The 19,088-nt window shown below is 66.1% G+C and carries 18 protein-coding genes; 10 read left to right on the top strand and 8 right to left on the bottom strand.

Annotated features, from left to right (window positions below; genetic code table 11):
- Positions 1 to 344: 344 nt before the first annotated feature.
- Positions 345 to 1,178 carry a purine-nucleoside phosphorylase gene (locus CXY77_RS14775; protein WP_104130376.1) on the bottom strand — a complete coding sequence of 278 codons (834 nt, stop codon included), beginning with the start codon at positions 1,176 to 1,178 and terminating at the stop codon, positions 345 to 347.
- A gap of 182 nt (positions 1,179 to 1,360) precedes the next feature.
- Between CXY77_RS14775 and CXY77_RS14770 the strand changes: the two genes are divergently transcribed.
- Positions 1,361 to 2,797 carry an NAD(P)H-quinone dehydrogenase gene (locus tag CXY77_RS14770; RefSeq protein WP_092341605.1) on the top strand — a complete coding sequence of 479 codons (1,437 nt, stop codon included), beginning with the start codon at positions 1,361 to 1,363 and terminating at the stop codon, positions 2,795 to 2,797.
- A 48-nt stretch (positions 2,798 to 2,845) separates the two neighbouring features.
- Here CXY77_RS14770 and CXY77_RS14765 read toward each other — a convergent pair whose 3' ends face one another.
- Both CXY77_RS14765 and CXY77_RS14760 read right to left on the bottom strand, forming a co-directional pair.
- On the bottom strand, positions 2,846 to 4,618 hold the full coding sequence (locus CXY77_RS14765; protein ID WP_104130516.1) for a biotin carboxylase N-terminal domain-containing protein: 1,773 nt from the start codon (positions 4,616 to 4,618) through the stop codon (positions 2,846 to 2,848).
- Between the two features lie 85 nt (positions 4,619 to 4,703).
- A complete protein-coding gene (locus CXY77_RS14760; protein ID WP_174774993.1) occupies positions 4,704 to 5,354 on the bottom strand; it encodes a nucleoside triphosphate pyrophosphatase in 651 nt (216 codons plus the stop codon).
- 85 nt (positions 5,355 to 5,439) lie between these two features.
- Here CXY77_RS14760 and CXY77_RS14755 point away from each other — a divergent pair, with 85 nt between their 5' ends.
- From CXY77_RS14755 to CXY77_RS14740, 4 genes are read left to right on the top strand one after another with little or no spacing between them, the layout of a single operon-like run.
- Positions 5,440 to 6,756: a class I SAM-dependent RNA methyltransferase gene (locus CXY77_RS14755; RefSeq protein WP_104130375.1), complete on the top strand. Its 1,317-nt coding sequence runs from the start codon at positions 5,440 to 5,442 to the stop codon at positions 6,754 to 6,756.
- Between the two features lie 38 nt (positions 6,757 to 6,794).
- Positions 6,795 to 7,502 carry a response regulator transcription factor gene (locus CXY77_RS14750; RefSeq protein ID WP_104130374.1) on the top strand — a complete coding sequence of 236 codons (708 nt, stop codon included), beginning with the start codon at positions 6,795 to 6,797 and terminating at the stop codon, positions 7,500 to 7,502.
- Positions 7,495 to 8,874, top strand: coding sequence for a sensor histidine kinase (locus tag CXY77_RS14745; RefSeq protein ID WP_104130373.1), 1,380 nt, complete (start codon positions 7,495 to 7,497; stop codon positions 8,872 to 8,874). Before CXY77_RS14750 ends, CXY77_RS14745 begins: the two co-directional genes overlap by 8 nt.
- Positions 8,871 to 9,920 carry a hypothetical protein gene (locus CXY77_RS14740; protein ID WP_233197437.1) on the top strand — a complete coding sequence of 350 codons (1,050 nt, stop codon included), beginning with the start codon at positions 8,871 to 8,873 and terminating at the stop codon, positions 9,918 to 9,920. The genes CXY77_RS14745 and CXY77_RS14740 overlap by 4 nt, the downstream gene beginning before the upstream one ends.
- A 417-nt stretch (positions 9,921 to 10,337) precedes the next feature.
- Here CXY77_RS14740 and CXY77_RS14735 read toward each other — a convergent pair whose 3' ends face one another.
- Positions 10,338 to 10,526 carry an acyl-CoA carboxylase epsilon subunit gene (locus tag CXY77_RS14735; RefSeq protein WP_158253279.1) on the bottom strand — a complete coding sequence of 63 codons (189 nt, stop codon included), beginning with the start codon at positions 10,524 to 10,526 and terminating at the stop codon, positions 10,338 to 10,340.
- A gap of 47 nt (positions 10,527 to 10,573) precedes the next feature.
- A complete protein-coding gene (locus CXY77_RS14730; protein ID WP_092341610.1) occupies positions 10,574 to 12,178 on the bottom strand; it encodes an acyl-CoA carboxylase subunit beta in 1,605 nt (534 codons plus the stop codon).
- 243 nt (positions 12,179 to 12,421) lie between these two features.
- On the opposite strand from CXY77_RS14730, the gene CXY77_RS14725 reads away from it, so the two are divergent.
- Positions 12,422 to 13,246: a biotin--[acetyl-CoA-carboxylase] ligase gene (locus tag CXY77_RS14725; RefSeq protein ID WP_104130372.1), complete on the top strand. Its 825-nt coding sequence runs from the start codon at positions 12,422 to 12,424 to the stop codon at positions 13,244 to 13,246.
- An 8-nt stretch (positions 13,247 to 13,254) separates the two neighbouring features.
- Positions 13,255 to 13,830 (top strand): PH domain-containing protein, encoded by a 576-nt coding sequence (locus CXY77_RS14720; RefSeq protein WP_092341612.1) that lies wholly within the window; start codon positions 13,255 to 13,257, stop codon positions 13,828 to 13,830.
- On the opposite strand, the gene CXY77_RS14715 is transcribed toward CXY77_RS14720, so the two are convergent.
- The gene (locus CXY77_RS14715; protein WP_092341613.1) at positions 13,807 to 14,337 is read right to left on the bottom strand and encodes a GtrA family protein; all 531 of its coding nucleotides are present in this window, start codon (positions 14,335 to 14,337) and stop codon (positions 13,807 to 13,809) included. The genes CXY77_RS14720 and CXY77_RS14715 overlap by 24 nt on opposite strands.
- A gap of 131 nt (positions 14,338 to 14,468) precedes the next feature.
- Between CXY77_RS14715 and CXY77_RS14710 the strand changes: the two genes are divergently transcribed.
- The 3 genes from CXY77_RS14710 to CXY77_RS14700 all read left to right on the top strand — a co-directional run bounded on the left by CXY77_RS14710 (position 14,469) and on the right by CXY77_RS14700 (position 17,517).
- Complete coding sequence (locus CXY77_RS14710) at positions 14,469 to 15,605, top strand: 5-(carboxyamino)imidazole ribonucleotide synthase (RefSeq protein WP_092341614.1); 1,137 nt, start codon at positions 14,469 to 14,471, stop codon at positions 15,603 to 15,605.
- A gap of 83 nt (positions 15,606 to 15,688) precedes the next feature.
- A complete protein-coding gene (gene purE / locus CXY77_RS14705; protein ID WP_092341640.1) occupies positions 15,689 to 16,156 on the top strand; it encodes a 5-(carboxyamino)imidazole ribonucleotide mutase in 468 nt (155 codons plus the stop codon).
- A complete protein-coding gene (locus CXY77_RS14700) occupies positions 16,153 to 17,517 on the top strand; it encodes an LCP family protein (protein WP_233197436.1) in 1,365 nt (454 codons plus the stop codon). The genes purE and CXY77_RS14700 overlap by 4 nt, the downstream gene beginning before the upstream one ends.
- A 7-nt stretch (positions 17,518 to 17,524) precedes the next feature.
- Here the strand turns inward: CXY77_RS14700 and CXY77_RS14695 are convergent, their stop codons facing one another.
- Positions 17,525 to 18,793: a type II toxin-antitoxin system HipA family toxin gene (locus tag CXY77_RS14695; RefSeq protein WP_104130370.1), complete on the bottom strand. Its 1,269-nt coding sequence runs from the start codon at positions 18,791 to 18,793 to the stop codon at positions 17,525 to 17,527.
- Positions 18,794 to 18,796: 3 nt separating this feature from the next.
- On the bottom strand, positions 18,797 to 19,057 hold the full coding sequence (locus CXY77_RS14690; protein ID WP_158252847.1) for a helix-turn-helix domain-containing protein: 261 nt from the start codon (positions 19,055 to 19,057) through the stop codon (positions 18,797 to 18,799).
- Between the last annotated feature and the right edge of the window lie 31 nt (positions 19,058 to 19,088).

The raw sequence follows: 19,088 nt of genomic DNA, 5'->3' as shown, positions 1-19,088 counted from the left end.
GTGCACGATGGTCTGCATGGCGACGGTGGGCTCGGAGCCGGCATCGTCGCTGTCCTGCACGATCGGCAGGGCGCGGGTCGGGGTGTGCACTTCGTCGGCCGCGTCGGGGTCGGTGACGTGCGGCGCGGCATCCGAGGTGGCTGGCTCCGAGGTGGCTGGCGGCGTTGCGGGCGCGGTGACCGGCGCAACGACCGGCGCGGTGACCGGCGCAACGACCGGCGCAGTGACCGGCGGGGCCGAAGGGGTCACGTCGGCCGCGGCATCCGCTGGCGGGCCGGAATGGCGACCGCCGCTGCGCGAAACCGTCGGGGCGTCGTTCTCGGAATCGCCACGCTCGCTGCCGGTCACAGCTTGGCCACGATCCGGGCGAGGAGCGCGCTGATCACGGGTTCGGCCAGCGCGCCGGCCTCGATCACTTCGCCGTGACTGAGCGGGGTCTTCTGAATGCCGGCGGCGAGGTTGGTGATGAGCGAGAGCCCGAGAACCTCCATGCCGGCCTGCCGGGCCGCGATGGCCTCGAGCGCGGTCGACATGCCCACGATGTGGCTACCGATGGCCTTGGCCATCTGTACCTCGGCGGGCGTCTCGTAGTGCGGCCCGCGAAACTGGCAGTACACGCCCTCGTCGAGGGTTGGGTCGATGCCGCGCGCGAGATCGCGCAGTCGCTTCGAGTACAGGTCGGTCAGGTCGACGAAGTTCGCGCCCTCGATCGGGGAATCGGCAGTCAGGTTGATGTGGTCGCTGATCAGTATCGGGGTTCCGGGCTTCCACGATTCACGGATGCCGCCGGCCCCGTTGGTCAAAATCATCGTTGTCGCACCGGTCGCCGCCGCCGTGCGCACACTGTGCACAACCCGGCGCACGCCGTGGCCCTCGTAGTAGTGCGTGCGGGCGCCGATCACGAGGGCGCGCTTGCCTCCGGGAAGCAGGATTGAGCGCAGCGTGCCGGCGTGGCCGACCAGCGCTGGAGCGCTGAACCCGGTGATATCTGCGGCGGCCACGGTGTGCGTGGTCTCGCCGATCAGGTCGGCGGCCTTGGCCCAGCCGCTGCCGAGGGTGAGAGCGATGTCGTGCCGGGGCACTCTCGTGATGCCGGCGATCTCCGCAGCGGCCGAACGTGCTGCCTCAAACGGATCTGTTTCGGGCAGGTCTAACGGGTTGATCTCGTTCGTGAACATTTCACTACTCTAGAACCCCCACCTTGAGCACGGAGATTCTGCGCGAATTCTGCTCATCGGCGCGCCGAACGGCCGTCGAAACGGTCATTCGGCGTGTTTTCGCCCTTTTCGAGGGACAAACCGGGCTCCGCGGGCGGCGAAGCGGTTTTGTGGGGGCTCGGCGCCTTGAGAGAATGGAGTACATGGCCTATGAGTTCGAACGCAAGCAGCGCATCGCAGTACTAGGCGGTGGGCCCGGCGGATACGAAGCGGCCATCGCCGGAGCACAACAGGGTGCTGACGTCACCCTCATTGAAAGCGTCGGTGTCGGCGGTTCCGCCGTGATAACGGATGTCGTCCCCTCCAAATCCCTCATCGCCACGGCCGAGGCCTCGAACTCGATCGGCGAGGCCACCGACCTCGGCGTGCAGTTCTTCGTGCGCGGAGAAACGGGCAAGCCCCTGCGCCCGGAAGTGGCCATCAACCTGGCCGCCGTCAACAAGCGCCTGCTCGCCCTCGCCCGCCAGCAGTCCGAAGATATGAAGGCCACGCTCATTCGCGCCGGCGTGCGCTATGTACAGGGCCACGGACGCCTCGACGGCACCACCGGAATCATCGTCGCCACCTCCGGCGACTCGACCGCCACCGACTTCGACCGCATCGACGCCGACACCCTCGTGGTCTCGGTCGGGGCGAGCCCCCGCGTGCTGTCCTCCGCACTTCCCGACGGGGAGCGCATCCTCACCTGGACCCAGCTCTACAACCTCAAGGCAATCCCCGAGCACCTGATCGTGGTCGGATCGGGCGTCACCGGCGCCGAGTTCGCCTCCGCCTATCGTGCCCTCGGCGCCAAGGTCACCCTCATCTCCAGCCGCGACCAGGTTCTGCCCGGTGAAGACGCCGACGCCGCCAACGTCATCGAAAACGTCTTCAAGCGCAATGGCATGACGGTGCTGTCCAAGTCGCGGGCCTCCTCGGTGGAACGCACCAAGACCGGCGTCATCGCCACCCTCGAAGACGGACGCACGGTCGAGGGCAGCCACTGCCTCATCGCCGTCGGCTCCATTCCGAACACCGCCAACATCGGGCTGGAGCAGGCCGGCGTGCAGATCACCGACTCCGGTCACATCCAGGTCAACCGCGTCGCCCGAACCTCGATTCCGAACATCTACGCGGCCGGGGACTGCACGACCGAGATTCCGCTGGCATCCGTTGCGTCGATGATGGGCCGCACCGCCGTCTTCCACGCCATGGGGGACACCGTCAACCCGATCGAGATTCGCAACGTGGCCGCGAACATCTTCACGCAGCCCGAGATCGCGACCGTCGGCTACACCCAGAAGCAGATTGAAGACGGACTCGCCCAGGGCGAGATCTACAAGTTGCCCCTGTCGCAAAACCCGCGCGCCAAAATGATGGGAATCAAGGACGGCTTCGTCAAGCTGTTCGCCCGCACCGGCAGCGGCACGGTCATCGGCGGCGTCATCGTTGCCCCCAAGGCCAGCGAGCTCATCTTCCCGCTCGCCCTCGCCGTCGAGCACCGCCTCACCGTCGACGAGGTTGCGCGAACCTTCCCGGTCTACCCCTCCCTGACCGGCTCCATAACGGATGCTGCGCGAGCGATGCACGTAGTCCTCTAGTTCCTCAATCCCCGCGCCTGCTCGAAAACGAGGCGCGAGGGCTGAAGGCTAGGCGGCGTCGGAGACCGTCAGCAGCACCGAGCCGGAAGAGACCGTCTCGCCGACGACGGCGGCGACGTTGCCCACGGTGCCGTCGCGGTGCGCGACGAGGGGCTGCTCCATCTTCATGGCTTCGAGCACGAGCAGCAGGTCGCCCTTGACGACCAGGTCGCCCTCGGCGACGAGGAGCTTCACGATGGTCGCCTGCATCGGCGCCTTGATGGCGTCTCCGGTGGCGGTGTCGACGGAGTGCAGGCCGCCGCGACGCTTCGGTGCTGGTCCCACCGAACGAGCGCTCGCGCCGCCGGGAAGCAGACGGGTGGGCAACGTCACCTCGATGCGGCGTCCCTCCACCTCCACGACGATACTGTGGCGCTTCTGCTCGCCCGAGGCGTCTTCCATGCTGCCGCTCCACGGTTCGATGTCGTTCTCGAACTCGGTCTCAATCCAGCGGGTGAAGACCGTGAAAGGCTTGCCATCGGTCGGCGCGAAGGCCGGGTCGCGCACGACCTTGCGGTGAAAGGGCAGCACGGTGGGCAGGCCGGCCACCTCGAACTCGTCGAGGGCACGGCGCGAACGCTCGAGCGCTTGTTCACGGGTTGCGCCGGTGACGACGAGCTTGGCGATGAGCGAGTCGAACGATCCGCTAATCACATCGCCCGACTGCACGCCGGTGTCGACACGCACGCCGGGCCCGCCGGCGGGCTTGAAGACGTGTACCGGGCCGGGGGCGGGCAGAAAGCCGCGGCCGGCATCCTCTCCGTTGATGCGAAATTCAAAGGAGTGAGCGGATGCGACCGGGTCGCCGTAGGTCAGTTCGCCGCCCTCTGCGAGGCGGAACTGCTCACGTACCAGGTCGATGCCGGTGACCTCTTCGGAGACGGTGTGCTCGACCTGCAGGCGGGTGTTAACTTCGAGGAACGAGACGGTGCCGTCCTGGCCGATCAGAAACTCGCAGGTTCCGGCGCCGAGGTAGCCGACCTCTTTCAGAATTGCCTTGGACGCGCGGTACATCTCGGCCGTTTGCGCTTCGGTGAGAAACGGTGCCGGCGCCTCTTCGACGAGCTTCTGGTGCCGGCGCTGCAACGAGCAGTCGCGGGTCGACACGACGACGACGTTGCCGTGCATGTCGGCGAGGCACTGGGTTTCGACGTGGCGGGGGGAGTCGAGATACTTCTCGACGAAGCATTCGCCGCGACCGAAGGCTGTAATGGCCTCCCGAGTGGCGGAGTCGAACATTTCGGCAACCTCGTCGCGGGTGCGGGCCACCTTGAGGCCGCGGCCGCCGCCACCGAAGGCGGCCTTGATCGCGACGGGCAGGCCGTGCACGTCGACGAAGGCGAGCACCTCGGCGGCATCGCTGCACGGGTTCAGGGTGCCGGGCGCCATCGGTGCATTGACCTTTTCGGCGATCTTGCGGGCCGAGACCTTGTCGCCGAGCTGCTCGATGGCCTCGGGCGACGGCCCGATCCAAATGAGGCCAGCGCCGATCACGGCGCGGGCGAAGTCGGCGTTCTCGGCCAGAAAGCCGTAGCCGGGGTGCACGGCGTCAGCGCCGCTCCGGCGGGCGATCGACAGAATCTTGTCGATGACCAGGTAAGTTTCGGCGCCGGTGGTGCCGTCGAGACCGTACGCCTCGTCGGCTAGACGGGCGTGCAGAGCGTCGCGATCCTGGTCGGCGTAGACGGCGACAGAGAGAATTCCACTGTCTTTCGCGGCACGGATGACCCGAACGGCGATCTCGCCTCGGTTGGCGATGAGGACCTTCGTTATGAGTGACACAATCACTTAGCCTATTGCCCGCCGCCGCATCCCTTTTGGTTCTGTCCCACAAAAAGACCCGGCAGATTCTTGCGGATGCCTACAACTAGAGTGCTCCGGGGCGATTCCACAGGGTCGGCCACTCGTGTCCGAGGGCGCGCACCAGCCGCCGCAGCGTCGGTAGCGACAGCCCCACCACGGTCGACGGATCCCCGACGATACTCGTAATAAAGGGAGCACCGAGACTGTCGATCGTGAAGGCCCCCGCCACGAACAATGGCTCCCCGGTGGCAATATAGGCGTCGAGCTCGGCGTCGTCGAGGTCGTCGGCGAAGGTCACCTCGGCCACCGCGACCGCGCCGATCGCCCGCCCGGGCCGGCCATCAGCGACCTCGATCAGCCAGTGCCCGGAATACAGCGTGCCGGTGCGACCGCGCTGGCGCTCCCACCGCTCGCGGGCAGCATCCGCTGTGTGTGGCTTGCCGTAGATGACGCCGTCGAGCACGAAGACCGAGTCGCCGCCGAGCAGCAGGCCGGTCAGCGGTTCGTCCAGCCGAGCGGATGCCGCTGCCTCCGCTTTCGCGCGCGCCAGCAGCTCCACGAGTACTCGCGGCTCGAGCGCCGAGCCCACAGCGGCTTCAGTCTCGGCGACGAGCCGAGCCTCGTCCACCTCGGGGTTGATCAGCACCGGTTCGATGCCGGCCGCGCGCAGCAGGGCCAGGCGAGCCGGAGAGGTGGAAGCCAGATAGAGGCGCATGGTGATCCTTTTCAAACGGGGCGTAAGCATCCATTCAAGCAGGCGGCAACCCGCAGCCCGGCAAACGGTGTGGGATCATCGTTAGATGAGCAACACGAGTCACCAGCCCCAGGCCTCCGAGCCGACATTGTCTGCCAGTGTCGGCGACGAGCTTGAACTGAACATCACCAACGTCGCCCACGGCGGAATCTTCATCGCCCGCCACGAGGGCCGCGTCATCTTCGTCAGCGACACCCTGCCCGGCGAACGGGTGCGGGCCCGTCTCACCGAGGCCAACCACAAGAGTTTCTGGCGGGCCGAAACCGTCGCCGTCATCGACGCCGCCCCCGAACGGCAGCCGCATATCTGGAGTGCGGCATCCATTGACCGCGCCCCCGAAAATCGGGCCGGCGGCGCCGAGTTCGGCCACATCGAACTCGGCTTCCAGCGCGAACTCAAGCGCCAGGTACTCGCCGACGCCCTGAAGCGCATGGCTGGGCTCGCCACCGACGTCGTGGTCGAGCCGGTCGCGGTCAGCGTCAAGGCCAGCCCCGGCGACGCGATGGACGGCACCGGATGGCGCACCCGGGTCAGCCTGCACGTGGCCGCCGACGGAACCATCGGCCCGTACGCCGTCCGCAGCCACCGGGTGATTCCGGTCGACGACCTGCCGCTCGCCGAACACGAGCTCGAACTGCGCGCCCCGCTCGACACCCTGTTTCACAACGCAGCTCAAGTGGACCTGGTCGCGCCAAGCAAGGGCGACGTGCAGGTGCTGGTCTCGGCCAAAGACAGCAACGGCAAGCCCAAGCGGGTGCCGCACGGTCTCATTCACGAGATCGTCGCCGACCGCGAATTCGAGCTGGACCGCTCCGGATTCTGGCAGGTACACTCCATGGCCGCCGACACGCTGTTCCACGCGGTGCAGAACATCATCGATCCGTCGTCGTTCGACCCGCGCGCCTCCAACCTCGACCTCTATGGTGGTGTCGGACTGCTCGCCGCGGCCGTCGGCGATAAATTCGGCCCGACGACCCGCATCACCTCGGTCGAAAGCGACCCCGAAGCTGTCGCGTTCGCCGCCCGCAACCTCAAGGAATGGGCCGGTGCCACCGCCGAGGCCGACCGCGTCGACCGCTTTCTGCAGCGCCTCTTGCGCGAAGCGGATGCCGCCGAACGCGCCCGTCTCGCCGCCGCCACGGTGGTGCTCGACCCGCCACGCTCCGGAGCGGGCAAGGCCGTCGTTGACCAGCTCGTCGCCATTGCACCGCAACAAATCGTCTACGTGGCCTGCGACCCGGTGGCTCTGGCCCGTGACGTGGCCCTGTTTGCGAAGCAGGGTTACCAGCTGAAGTCCCTGCGCGCCTTCGACCTGTTCCCCAACACCCACCACGTCGAAGCCGTCGCGCTGCTCTGCAAATAGCTATCGTTGTACCCAAACAACCCGAAGGCAGCCCTACCGTGAGCAACACAGCAGCAGATCCCGCACCAACCACCCCCACCGACGCGCCCGTTCGCGTCGGTATTGTCGACGACCACGAGTCGGTACGACTGGGCTTACAAGCCGCCTGCGAGAACGCCGGCTACGAAGTTTTGTTCGCGGCAGCAACCGCGCAGGCGCTCGTCGCCGGCCTGGCCGGCCGCAAGTGCGACGTGATCGTGCTCGATCTTTCGCTCGGTGACGGGTCGCTCGTCACCGACAACGTGCACCTCGTGCAAACCACCGGCTCCGCCGTACTCGTGCACAGCATCGCCGACCGGGTCGCCTCGGTGCGGGAAGCCCTCGCTGCCGGCGCGGCCGGGGTCATCCCCAAGTCGTCGCCGACCACCACGGTCATGGCGGCCGTCGCATCCGTTGCCCGCGGCGACGTGCTCAACAACCTCGAGTGGGCCACCGCCATCGACGCCGACCGGGACTTCGCCAAGGCGCAGCTCGGCCGCCGCGAACGCGACGTGCTGCACCTCTACGCTTCGGGCCTGCCGCTCAAGATGGTCGCCATGCAGTTGGGGATCGCGCACTCCACCGCCCGCGAATACCTCGATCGCATTCGCGTAAAGTACGTCGAGGTCGGTCGCCCCGCGCCGACCAAGGTCGACCTGCTGCGCCGCGCCGTCGAAGATGGAATCCTGCCCGGGCTCGACGCCACCGAAGCTGACCGCGGTGTCTAAACGGGCCGCCCGCCAGGGCGACCGCAACCGCCAGGGCACCCTGGTCTCCACGGCAACGCAGCCATTCACGGCCGTCGGTGACGACGCACTCGAGACCGACGGCAGCCTGTTTGGCCACGCCCGGCAGCCGCGCAACCCGATCAGCCACGCCCAGATCGAAATCGTGCTGTCGCGATCGGTGGCCGCCGTCGCGGTGATCTTTGCCCTGCAGTCCGTACCACTTATGCTCGAGCAACTGTCCAGCCGAAAAACCGAGGCGGCCATCCCTCTCGCCGGGCTGCTCGGCCTGTCGATCCTGGTGTTCGTCTTCGCGACTCTCCTGCGACGTGGCATTCGCAGCTCCGCTGCCGTGGTGAGCGGCATCTACCTGGTCGCGCTCCTGGTCTGGCCGCTGGTCATGATTGATCCCACCCTCGTGCTCGCGAGCAAACCGTGGCTGTGGTTCATGTGCACTGTCGCCACCTCCTGTGCCGCCATCGCCCTGCCGTTGTTCTGGGCCGTCGCCTACACCGTGATCACCCCGGTCGCCTTCGGACTCGTGCGGGTGCTGCCGTCCGGCGGCGAGGCCGAGACCGTGCTCGCCGTGCTCGACACGTTCTATGCAATGTTGCTCGGCGGCACCGTGCTCATCATCATCTATGTGCTGCGCGAGGCCACGGCCAAGGTCGATTCCGCCCAGTCCAATGCGCTCGCAAAGTACTCCGTGGCGGTGCGTCATCACGCCACCGAGGTGGAACGTGTCGAGGTTGATTCCATCGTGCACGACAGTGTGCTCGCGACCCTGCTCTCTGCGGCGGGCGTGCGCAATGCCAGGGGCGCGGAACTGGCCGCCGCCATGGCTCGCAGCGCCATCATCCGCTTGCAGGAAGCCAACGGCGAGCGCAATCTTGACGATGCGTCCGTCGCCGTCAGCAAGTTGGTCGCGCGCATCCGCTTCGCCGCGACCGCGACGGGCGTGTTCACCGTGACCGAGCTCTGCGTGGATGGCCTCAGCATTCCGGAGCATGTCGCCGAGGCCCTCTACTCGGCCAGTGTGCAGGCCATGGTCAACAGCGTGCAGCACGCGGGTCCCGCACAATCGCGCAGCGTCACGGTGGGCGGTAACGACCAGAGCGGATGCACGATCGACATCAGCGACACCGGCCGCGGTTTCGACGTGTCCACCGTCGCCAGCGGCCGCCTGGGCTTGCGGGTGTCGATCCATGACCGGGTGGCCACCGCCGGCGGCGTGGCAGTGCTGCGCACGAGCCTGGGCCAGGGCACGACCATCACCATCACCTGGCCACGGCCCGGTGAGGCGGGCGAGCCGATCGCCGACCAGCCAGCCGAGGCGAAGGGCGCGCTGTCCGGGCGCGACGCGGGCGGCCAATGATGACCGGCGTCGTCGTTGTCTCCCGTGCCCTGGCCCTCATCGTGGCGGCCTTCTTCTCTGGCTATCACGTGCTGCTCGGCGTATATTCGCTCGACACACCGCATTCGGCAGCACCGATTTTCGCTGCCATGGGCCTGTATCTCGTGGCGACGGTTGCGAGCCTCTGGCCCTCCAAGCCGATGCGCATGTCGCTGCCGCTGGCCCTGTTCAATGTGGGTGTCTCGGTGGCGATTCCGCTGATCGTGGGCAGCCAGCTCGACGGGTCCTCCGGCAGGCTGGGGTACGCCACCTGGTACGTGGCCGCGGTGGGCACCTTGATGACGATCACCGCCACCCGCAAGCGCCCGCAGCTGGCCCTGCTGGGGGTCGGCGCGCTCGTCGTGCACAGCGTCATCTGGGCCGGCGTCGGCGAGCTGGGGCACATGGGCGTCATTGGCAGCGTGGTCTGGGTGGTCGCTGCCGGGCTGCTCTCTCGAGCCCTCGTGAAGGCCAGCCGGGATGCGCGCCAGTATGCGCGGGCCGAGCGTGAGGCGAGCGGATGGCATGCCGCCCAGGAGGCTCACCTCTACGAGCGCCAGGTTCGGCTGACCCAGACCATGCGCCTGGCCATGCCCATGCTGCGCCGCATCAGCGAGAGCGACGGCGATCTGAGCGAGGCCGACCGCCAGGAGTGCCGGCTGCTCGAAGCGGCAATTCGAGACGAAATCCGCGGGCGGCGTCTGCTGAACCACGCCGTGCGCGAGCAGGTCATGGCCGCCCGGCGACGGGGTGCGAGCGTCACCCTGCTCGATGAAGGCGGGATCGACGACCTCAGCGGATCTGAGCTCGAGATCGTGCTCAACGCCCTCGCGACGGCCATCGGCCGCACGAACGCGGATAAGATCATCGCCCGCACGTCGGCCGACAGCGCGACCATCGCGGTGACCGTGGTGGGCCTGAACAGCCCCGACCCGGCCGTGAGCGCCCTCGGACCGGACTCATCCGGCGAAGAAGAAGTCGACCTGTGGATGGAGATCCCTCGGCGGGCAGCGACTGCCGTGGTCTGACGGGGGCGTGGCTGGCCGCGTGCCGGGGTGCTTGACGGGCGGCGAAGTAGGCGGCGTGACGGACCATCCGCTGGTGGGAACGCGAAAGGGGATCAGCCGAAGCTGATCCCCTAACGACTATTCGAGAAAGGACGCCAACCCGAATGGCATCCGTTCTCGCCCCCAACACATTCGCTCGCTTACCCTAGTCAGCGAATGATTGGTGGTGAAACTCCAGGAGCGTCACCGAGCACCTTCAGTCTGTACTATCCCCGCTGCCCGCACAGTCGGCATTTAGGAGGACAGACCGACCGGCAGTTGCGCCCCCGCATTTTGGGGACGGGGCCCAGGCCCCGTCCCGGGGCCCAGTTTATAACCTGGGCCTGTGGACGGGGCCTGGGCCCCGTCCACAGTAGACACGGGCGAGAGGCGGGGGAGTCAGCCGGTGAAGCCGCGCCAGCGACCGGCGCCGGGGTACACGGGCTTGCGAATGGCACGCTGGTTCTGCTGCCAGGCGCTCTGGCCCAGTTCCGGCGCGGCCCGACGCTCGTCGGACTCTTCCTGCAACAGACCACGGATGACGGCGCTCACCGCCGACACCTCGACATCACTCACACGCGTGGTCACGAAAACCAGCTCTGACGGGTCGAACTCTGAAGGCTTCGAAGATGGCATTAGAGCGGAATATTCCCGTGCTTCTTGGCAGGCAGGGTGGCCCGCTTGGTGCGTAGCGCGCGCAGCGCCTTGATGACCGATACCCGGGTTGCGGCCGGCTCAATGATGCCGTCGAGCTCCCCGCGCTCCGCAGCGAGAAACGGGCTCGCTACGTTGTAGGTGTACTCGTTGGCCAGGCGGGTGCGCACAGCGGCGACGTCTTCGCCGGCCTGCTCGGCCGCCTTGATCTCGGCGCGATAGAGAATGTTCACGGCTCCCTGGCCGCCCATGACGGCGATCTCCGCGGTCGGCCAGGCCAGGTTGGTGTCGGCTCCAAGCTGCTTGGAACCCATCACGATGTACGCGCCGCCGTAGGCCTTGCGCAGGATGACGGTGACCAGCGGCACGGTGGCCTCCGCGTAGGCGTAGAGCAGTTTCGCCCCGCGACGGATGATGCCGGTCCATTCCTGGTCGGTACCGGGCAGAAAGCCGGGCACGTCCACGAGGGTGAGAATCGGAATGGAGAATGCGTCGCAGAACCGCACAAAGCGGGAGGCCTTCTCGCCGGCCTCGATGTTCAGCGTGCCGGCCATGGCGTTGGGCTGGTTGGCCACGATGCCGATCGAGCGGCCCTCGACCCGGGCAAACCCCACGACGATGTTCGGAGCGTACAGCGGCTGCGTCTCGAGAAAGTCGCCGTTGTCGACGATGTGCTCGATGACCGTTTTCACGTCGTAGGGCTGGTTGGGCGAATCGGGGATGATCGTGTTGAGGCGACGATCGGCATCCGTTGTTTCGAGCTCCACCTCGCTGTCGAACACGGGCAGCTCGGCCAGGTTGTTGTCGGGCAGGTAGCTGAGCAGGGCGCGGGCGAAGTCGAGCGCGTCGGGCTCGTCGCTGGCGAGGTAGTGCGAGACGCCGGAAATCTTGTTGTGGGTGAGGGCGCCGCCGAGCTCTTCCATACCCACGTCTTCGCCGGTGACGGTCTTGATCACGTCGGGGCCGGTGACGAACATCTGGCTGGTCTTGTCGACCATGATCACGAAGTCGGTCAGCGCGGGGGAGTAGACCGCGCCACCGGCGGCCGGGCCGCAGATGATCGAGATCTGCGGAATGACACCGGATGCCGCCGTGTTGCGACGAAAGATCTCGCCGTACTTGCCGAGGGCGACGACGCCCTCCTGGATGCGCGCTCCGCCGGAGTCGAGAATGCCGATGATCGGTACCCCGGTCTTCAGGGCGAGGTCCATCACCTTGATGATCTTCTCGCCGGCGACCTCGCCGAGCGAGCCGCCGAAGATGGTGAAGTCCTGGGAGTACACGGCCACCTGGCGGCCGTGGATGGTGCCGGTTCCGGTGACGACGGCGTCGCCGTACGGCCGCTTCTTCTCCATGCCGAAGGCCACGGTGCGGTGCCGCACGAACTCGTCGAGTTCCACGAAGGACCCCTGGTCGAGCAGCAGGTCGACGCGCTCGCGGGCGGTCATCTTGCCCTTGGCGTGCTGCTTCGAGGTGGCGGTCGCCCCGCTGGCGGTCACGGCTTCGTGATAGCGCAGCTTGAGGTCGGCGAGTTTTCCCGCCGTCGTATACAGGTCCGGTGCCGCAGCGGGCGTCTTATCAGTCACCGTTTTACTCTACCGGCACCCCCCGGGCGCTTTCCGTTGACGATATTCCGCAACTTTGCGGCGCAACCCTGGTCGTTTCCCCCTCTGGCCAAGCATTTCAGCCCGCATCGTGGCTCAATCCGCGACCTCTACCGCCCTCCCCGTTCATAACTGCGGAGATCCTGGCCGAAATGGCAAGGAATAACACATTTGGGGTCAGATTCGGCAGAATTACCGCAGTTACGTTTGAAGGAGAGAGTAGCCATGGAGTTTTCGCTCAGCCGCACCGAGGTCACCTGGTTCGAGTACCGGTCCGAGGCCGCCTCCACCAACGATGTGCTCAAAGAACTCGCCACAACGGATGCCGCCGCCTGGCCCGATTTCTCGGCCCTCGTCACCGACAACCAGACTCAGGGGCGTGGCCGGCTCGGTCGCGTCTGGCTGGCCCCGACCGGCAAAGCCCTGGCCATCTCGGTGCTGATCCGACCCCAGTTACCGCCGGCGACCCTCGGCTGGTTCCCGCTCCTGGCCGGCGCCGCCATGACCCGTGCCGTCAAAAACGTGGTGGAAAAAAGCATGAAGCCCGTCGAAGGCGTCAAAGAGGCCGAGGATCCCCGCCACGACGTGACCCTGAAATGGCCCAATGACGTGCTCATCGACGGCTACAAGGTGTGCGGAATCCTCTGCGAACTGCTGCCCGACGGCACAGGCATCATCATCGGCGCCGGCCTCAACCTCACGCTCGACGAGCACGACCTGCCCACCCTCACCTCCACCTCGCTGCTGCTGGTCACCCGCACCGCGCCCGACCCCGACGCGGTACTCGCCGCCTACCTGCACGAGCTCGCCACGCTGTACCGGGCCTTCCTGAAGGCCAACGGCGACGCCCAACACAGCGGACTGCATCAGCAAGTCGAAGAACTGTGTGGCACACTCGGCAGCGCAGTACGGGTGGAACTGCCCGGCGGCACCGACCTGGTCGGCACCGCCACCGGCATCGACGCCGAGGGAAGGCTGCGCGTCGTCAACCAGGTCGATGGCGAAGAACGGTCTGTCGCCGCCGGCGATGTCACCCACCTGAGGTATTAATAGAAGTAATGAAAGCCAAGAAGACAGAGCCCAACGAGACCGAACCCTCCGGCTACGCCCGCGAGAGCCGGCCCGAGAAGGTCGTTGCCCGCCTGCGCCCGCACGCCCGGGTGCTGGCCTGGCCCACCCTGCTCTTGTTCGCCCTGGCCGGCGGCACCGGCTACTTCTTTGGCAACCTGCCCGAGCCGTGGCAGAACGCCGCCCTGCTCGCCGGTGCCATCCTGCTGGCGCTACTCGGCTGGCTGCTGCCGCTCGCCGCCTGGCTCACCAAGCGCTACACGATCACCACCCGCCGCATCATCTTTCGCCACGGGTTCTTCGTGCGCATCCGGCAAGAGCTGCTGCACAGCCGCGGCTACGACGTGAGTGTGCGGCAGAACTGGCTGCAGGCCGGGTTCCACTCGGGCACGGTGCTCATAAATTCGGGGCTGGAGCATCCGCTTGTGTTGAAAGACTTGCCCAACGTCGACCTCGTGCAGAGCACGCTGCACGACCTCATGGAGCAGGCCAGCACGGTCATGGGTTCCCGCCGGCAGGAGCAGTCGGCGCTCTCCGAAGAGTCAGCGTTCTGGGGTCGCCGCTAGCCGAATAGCCCCGGTGCGGGTACTGACCACGGCGATACCAACGGATGCCGGCGCCCCGCTCCGACTCGGCGCGAACACCCAGTAGCGGTACAGCGCGAAACGAAACACCGCGCCGAGAATGAGGCCAACGACGTTGCCCGAGATGTTGTCGGCGAGAACGCTGGTGTAGCCGAGCACGTAGTGGCTGAACCAGAGGCAGCCGATGCCGATGCCCATGCCCACGAGGCTCACCGCGAGAAACTCCAGGCCCTCGCGAGCCGTGTGGTCCTGCCGGTTTTTGCTGAAGGTCCAGTAGCGGTTGCCTAGCCAGTTCACCAGAATGGCGAGCACGGTCGAGATGACCTTGGCGTAGATGGGGCCGGCGTGTACGTCGGCGGAATCCAGCACGGTGGTGCGCAGCAGGTTGAACACCGTGAAGTCCACCACGAAGCCCAGTGCACCGACGGCGCCGAACTTGAGGCCCTGACTCAGAAAGCTGAGCAGGCGCTGCTTCAGGGTGATCGACATGCGTCCGTCCGACGTTCGGTAAAGTGGCACTAGGAAAGCATTGAAGTCTCGCAGTCTACGGCGTGTTGAAATTGCCTGGCTGGGTATTCCCGTTCGTTTAGCTGAACGCTTGTATAGAAAATGGTGAACAAATGGCTTTAACCGTCGGTGTGATTGGCGCAGGCCAGCTGGCCCGCATGATGATCCCCGCGGCCGTGAACCTCGGCATCGAGCTCAAGGTTCTCGCTGAAGCCGATGGCATGTCCGCCGAACTCGCCGCGGTCCGCGTGGGCGACTACCGCGACCTGGCCACCGTGCTCGCCTTCGCCAAGACCGTCGACGTGATCACCTTCGATCACGAACACGTGCCGCAGGAGATTCTGCGCGAGCTCGTGCGCGAGGGCGTCAGGGTGCACCCCGGCCCCGACGCCCTGCTCTACGCGCAGGACAAGCTGCTCATGCGCGAGAAACTCGCCGAACTGGGCCTGCCCGTGCCGGACTGGGCTCGCATCACTGACGTGGCCGGCCTCGCCGACTTTTTGAAGGACCACGGCGGCCGCGCCGTCGTGAAGACCGCCCGCGGCGGCTACGACGGCAAGGGCGTGCGCGTGGTCAGTCACGAACACGACGTTGACGACTGGTTTCAGGCGCTCGCCGAAGACGGCAACGGCGGTGCCCTGCTGGTCGAAGAGCTCGTGCACTTCAGCCGCGAGCTCGCCCAGGTGGTCGCCCGCCGCCCGAGCGGCGAGATCGCCGTCTGGCCGGTCGTGGAGACCGTGCAGAAAGACGGCGTCTGCGCCGAGGTCATCGCGCCGGCCCCCCAGTCCATGGGGCGTCTCGCCGACGTCGCCACCGACATCGCCGTTGCCGTGGCCGAGGGCATCGGCGTCACCGGGGTGCTCGCCGTCGAGCTGTTCCAGACCACGGATGAGCGCCTCCTCATCAACGAGCTGGCGATGCGCCCGCACAATAGTGGTCACTGGTCGATCGAGGGTTCGACCACGAGCCAGTTCGAGCAGCACCTCCGCGCTGTGCTTGACTTGCCGCTCGGAGCGACCGGCGCCCGGGACCCGTGGACGGTGATGGTGAACATCTTTGGTGGACCCGCGTCAGGCTCGCTGGGTGATCGTTATGGGAGCGCTCTCGCGGAGCATCCGCTTGTAAAGGTGCACAACTACGGCAAGGCATCGAGGCCCGGCCGCAAGGTGGGCCACGTGACGGCGGGCGGCGACGATCTCGATGAAGTTGCCTATCAGGCGCGCGCCACTGCACAAATCTTTCAGGACTGAGCCATAGGATCATCTGCGTGCCAGATAACACCGAGACATCCACTGTGCCTACTGACGGCAGCAAGCCTATCGTCGGCCTGGTCATGGGCAGCGACTCCGACTTCACCGTCATGAGCGCTGCAGCGCAAACCCTGAAGGACTTCGGGGTCGCGCACGAGGTGCAGGTTGTCTCGGCACACCGCACCCCAGAGCGGATGCTCGACTACGGCCGCACCGCGCAGGCCCGCGGCCTCAAGGTGATCATCGCCGGAGCCGGGGGAGCCGCGCACCTGCCCGGCATGCTCGCCGCCATGACCACGCTGCCCGTGGTGGGCGTGCCCGTTCCTCTCGGGCTGCTCGACGGCCTCGACTCGCTGCTGTCGATCGTGCAGATGCCGGCCGGCGTTCCGGTGGCGACCGTATCGATCGGCGGAGCGAAGAACGCCGCGCTGATCGCGATCAAGATTCTGGCCACGAGCGACGACGCGCTGCGCGTGAAGCTCGAAGACTATTCGGTACAGCTCGCAGATCTGGTTGAGCAGAAGAACCGGGACCTCCAAGAGCGATTATGAGTAGTGTTTCCGACCCGATCCGGCACCCGAATTCCGGCTCCGCACGCATTATGACGACGCGTGCGTGGTGGCTTGTCGTACTCAATTTCGTTCTGCCCGGTTCGGCGCAGGTGCTGGCCGGCAACCGTCGGCTCGGCCGGTTCGGCCTCGGTGCCACCCTCACCCTGGTGGCCGTGGCCATCATCGCCGGCGCCGTCTATCTGTTCTGGCCCGAAGTGCTGCTCACGGTGTTCACGAGCACGATCGGCCTCTGGGTCGCCGCCGCAGTGCTCGCGTTCTACGCGGTCACCTGGCTCGTGCTCACCGTCAACACCCTCAGCCTGATCAACCTGATCAAGGCGGCGCCCGGTGCCCGCCCGCTCATCGCGGCGTTCTCCGCCGCGCTCATGGTTATCGTCTGCGGCACAGCCGGCTACGGCGCCTTCGTCGCCACCTCGGCCAGCGGATTTCTCTCCTCCGTCTTCGTCGCGGGCCCGAGCCAACCGCCGGTCGACGGCCGTTACAACATTCTGCTGCTCGGCGGCGATGCCGGTGCCGACCGTGACGGCCTGCGCCCCGACAGCATCTCAGTGGTCAGTATCGACGCCACAACCGGCCAGGCCACGACCATCAGCCTGCCGCGCAACCTCGAGAACGCGCCGTTCTCGGCCGGATCCTCCCTCGGCGCCCTCTACCCCGAGGGCTATGGCTCGATCGACGGATGCGACGTCTCGGCCTGCATGCTCAACTCCATCTTCACCGAGGCCGAGTTGAAACGCCCGGAATACTACCCCAACGCCACGGCCGAGGGCAGCTCCCCGGGCATTCAGGCCACGCTCGAGGCCGCGCAGGGCATTACCGGACTCACCATCCAGTACTTCGTACTCATTGACATGCAGGGCTTCTCCGACCTCATCGATGCCCTCGGCGGCGTCGACATCGACGTGAAGAACCGGGTTCCGGTGCACACCGACGAGACCTTCAGCAAGGTGCTGTTCTGGTTTGAGCCCGGCATGCAGCACATGGATGGCTACCACGCCCTCTGGTTTGCCCGCTCCCGCCACGGCACGAGTGACTACGACCGCATGCAGCGCCAGACGCAGATGCAGGAGGCCCTGCTCGCGCAGGCCAGCCCGGCGAACGTGCTCTCCAAGTTCCAGGGAGTGGCCGCTGCCGGCACCCGCGTCGTCAAGACCGACGTGCCGCAGGGCATGCTCGGCTACTTCGTGAACCTCGCCAGCAAAACCAAAGAACTGCCGGTCATCTCGGTGCCGCTGATTCCCGAGAACGGCGTCGACCCCGAAAACCCCGACTACGCGGCCATCAAGGCCATGATCGCCACGGCACTCGCCCCCGCGCCCACCGCCACACCGGCCCAGTAGCCCTTCGTTACCAACCGCGTTCGCGCGCAAGTGTGAAGATCGATTTTGACACCGTCGTCGCAAATCCCTGTTCCTCCGAGCCACCACTGACGCTCCCGGCGGCATCCGCGAATGCGCCGGCAACATTGCCGCGTATGTAGCGAACACGCTCTTCAGCGTAATCTGCAGGGATCTGCAGTTTCGCGGCCACCGCGAGAAAGTCCTGAAGCCCGATGGCGTTCATGCGATACTCGTCACCGACCTTCATCGCCGAGCGAAGCGCACCAGTCGCCGGATACGGCGCATGCGTACCGAGGTCATAAAGCGGGGCGAGCACAGCGCGGTCGCCACGCAAGAGAATCGAAATGTTCTTTGCATGCGCGTCGGTGCAAGCGGCCGAAACGTTGAACACGAGGGAATCAAAGAACCGCTTCTGGCTTGCCTCCCGATCGTTTAAGGGCAATCGGCCGAGCAATTGAGCGATGGTGCCAACGCCCGGGCCGCCGTCCTGCTGATACTTGAGGTCTGGTGGAACGCTTAGAGCCTGGCAGAGGTCTTCCTGATGTAGCCGTGCCCATCGTCCGTCGAATTGTCGTCGGTCGTATCGGCGGGAGACAAAGACGCGATCGTCCTGCTCCGTCGTCGTGAGCTCGTGGTCGGCGACGTTGAGCCCCAGAAGCCGGGCCGCGCGCATCGTCACATACTCGTTCACGTCATGATTGGAGTACGGCGCGATGGCCGGTTTCAGAATGTGCGTGGTCGGCGTGGAATCGTTGGGCACGCCCCACCCTCCATCATCGAATCGGAATAGGGCAACCTTGGGCTGCGCGCCAGGCAAACTCCACCGCGCGTCGTCGCCGCGCTGTCCCCAGGTATCGGAGTGCTGAACGATGTCTTTGATGAGGCTACTGAATTCATCATCGGAAAGTCGTTCGACATCTCCCTGTTGAGTGGCGGCATCGGTCGAGGTCTCATCGGGCGGCAGAATCTGTACGGCTCCCGCGGCATCCCGGCCGACGTGGGCCAGCAGCCCGAAAGCGTTTCGAGCGGATGTTTGATACGTTGCAGCTAGCTCAGCAAGCTTGGTCGGGCTGTCGGTCAAAAGGCCCTGCAGGAAGGCCGTGACGACCCGCAATGGGTGCTCGCGCCTTGCCAGCGGCATGGAAAGCGATAGGGGCGTCGACCGACTATCCAACCGGTATCGTTCGTCGTAGGCAAAGGTGGTTTTGCCCTGTTTGGTTTGGGCGAGCGTGCCGACGCGCTCGCCGTCGAGGTAGACGTAGAGTTCGGAGTTCACCGGTCATCGCCCCAGATCGGCAAAGACATCGTCAAGCACATTGTGCGGGTCCGGGGCTCGATCGCTGACATCCAGGGCGAGCTGCAGCACCTGAAGCACGTCGAAAACACGAAAGAGCGACACGCCCACCTTCGCGGATTCGAAGTTGACGAGCCATTCACGAGAGACTTTTGCGCGGTCGGCTACTTGCTGTTGAGTAAGTCCCAAGGCCTCGCGTTTCGCGCGCGCCAGCGCACCAAGATCTTGTGCGGAACGTGTATACATTTTATCCTCCAAGATGGATGATCGTCCACAG

Source organism: Cryobacterium sp. N21 (assembly GCF_002929575.1).
GTDB classification, from domain to species: domain Bacteria; phylum Actinomycetota; class Actinomycetes; order Actinomycetales; family Microbacteriaceae; genus Cryobacterium; species Cryobacterium flavum.
Note: the sequence above shows the minus strand (reverse complement) of the source record. Positions and strands in the feature narration are given on the sequence as shown.

What these genes read in the sequence shown, in the direction of transcription:
- CXY77_RS14775 (WP_104130376.1), bottom strand. Translation starts at nt 1,178, where the DNA reads ATGTTCACGAACGAGATCAACCCGTTAGACCTGCCCGAAACAGATCCG.
- CXY77_RS14770 (WP_092341605.1), top strand. Translation starts at nt 1,361, where the DNA reads ATGGCCTATGAGTTCGAACGCAAGCAGCGCATCGCAGTACTAGGCGGT.
- CXY77_RS14760 (WP_174774993.1), bottom strand. Translation starts at nt 5,354, where the DNA reads ATGCGCCTCTATCTGGCTTCCACCTCTCCGGCTCGCCTGGCCCTGCTG.
- CXY77_RS14755 (WP_104130375.1), top strand. Translation starts at nt 5,440, where the DNA reads ATGAGCAACACGAGTCACCAGCCCCAGGCCTCCGAGCCGACATTGTCT.
- CXY77_RS14740 (WP_233197437.1), top strand. Translation starts at nt 8,871, where the DNA reads ATGATGACCGGCGTCGTCGTTGTCTCCCGTGCCCTGGCCCTCATCGTG.
- CXY77_RS14725 (WP_104130372.1), top strand. Translation starts at nt 12,422, where the DNA reads ATGGAGTTTTCGCTCAGCCGCACCGAGGTCACCTGGTTCGAGTACCGG.
- CXY77_RS14720 (WP_092341612.1), top strand. Translation starts at nt 13,255, where the DNA reads ATGAAAGCCAAGAAGACAGAGCCCAACGAGACCGAACCCTCCGGCTAC.
- CXY77_RS14715 (WP_092341613.1), bottom strand. Translation starts at nt 14,337, where the DNA reads ATGTCGATCACCCTGAAGCAGCGCCTGCTCAGCTTTCTGAGTCAGGGC.
- CXY77_RS14710 (WP_092341614.1), top strand. Translation starts at nt 14,469, where the DNA reads ATGGCTTTAACCGTCGGTGTGATTGGCGCAGGCCAGCTGGCCCGCATG.
- purE (WP_092341640.1), top strand. Translation starts at nt 15,689, where the DNA reads ATGGGCAGCGACTCCGACTTCACCGTCATGAGCGCTGCAGCGCAAACC.
- CXY77_RS14700 (WP_233197436.1), top strand. Translation starts at nt 16,153, where the DNA reads ATGAGTAGTGTTTCCGACCCGATCCGGCACCCGAATTCCGGCTCCGCA.
- CXY77_RS14690 (WP_158252847.1), bottom strand. Translation starts at nt 19,057, where the DNA reads ATGTATACACGTTCCGCACAAGATCTTGGTGCGCTGGCGCGCGCGAAA.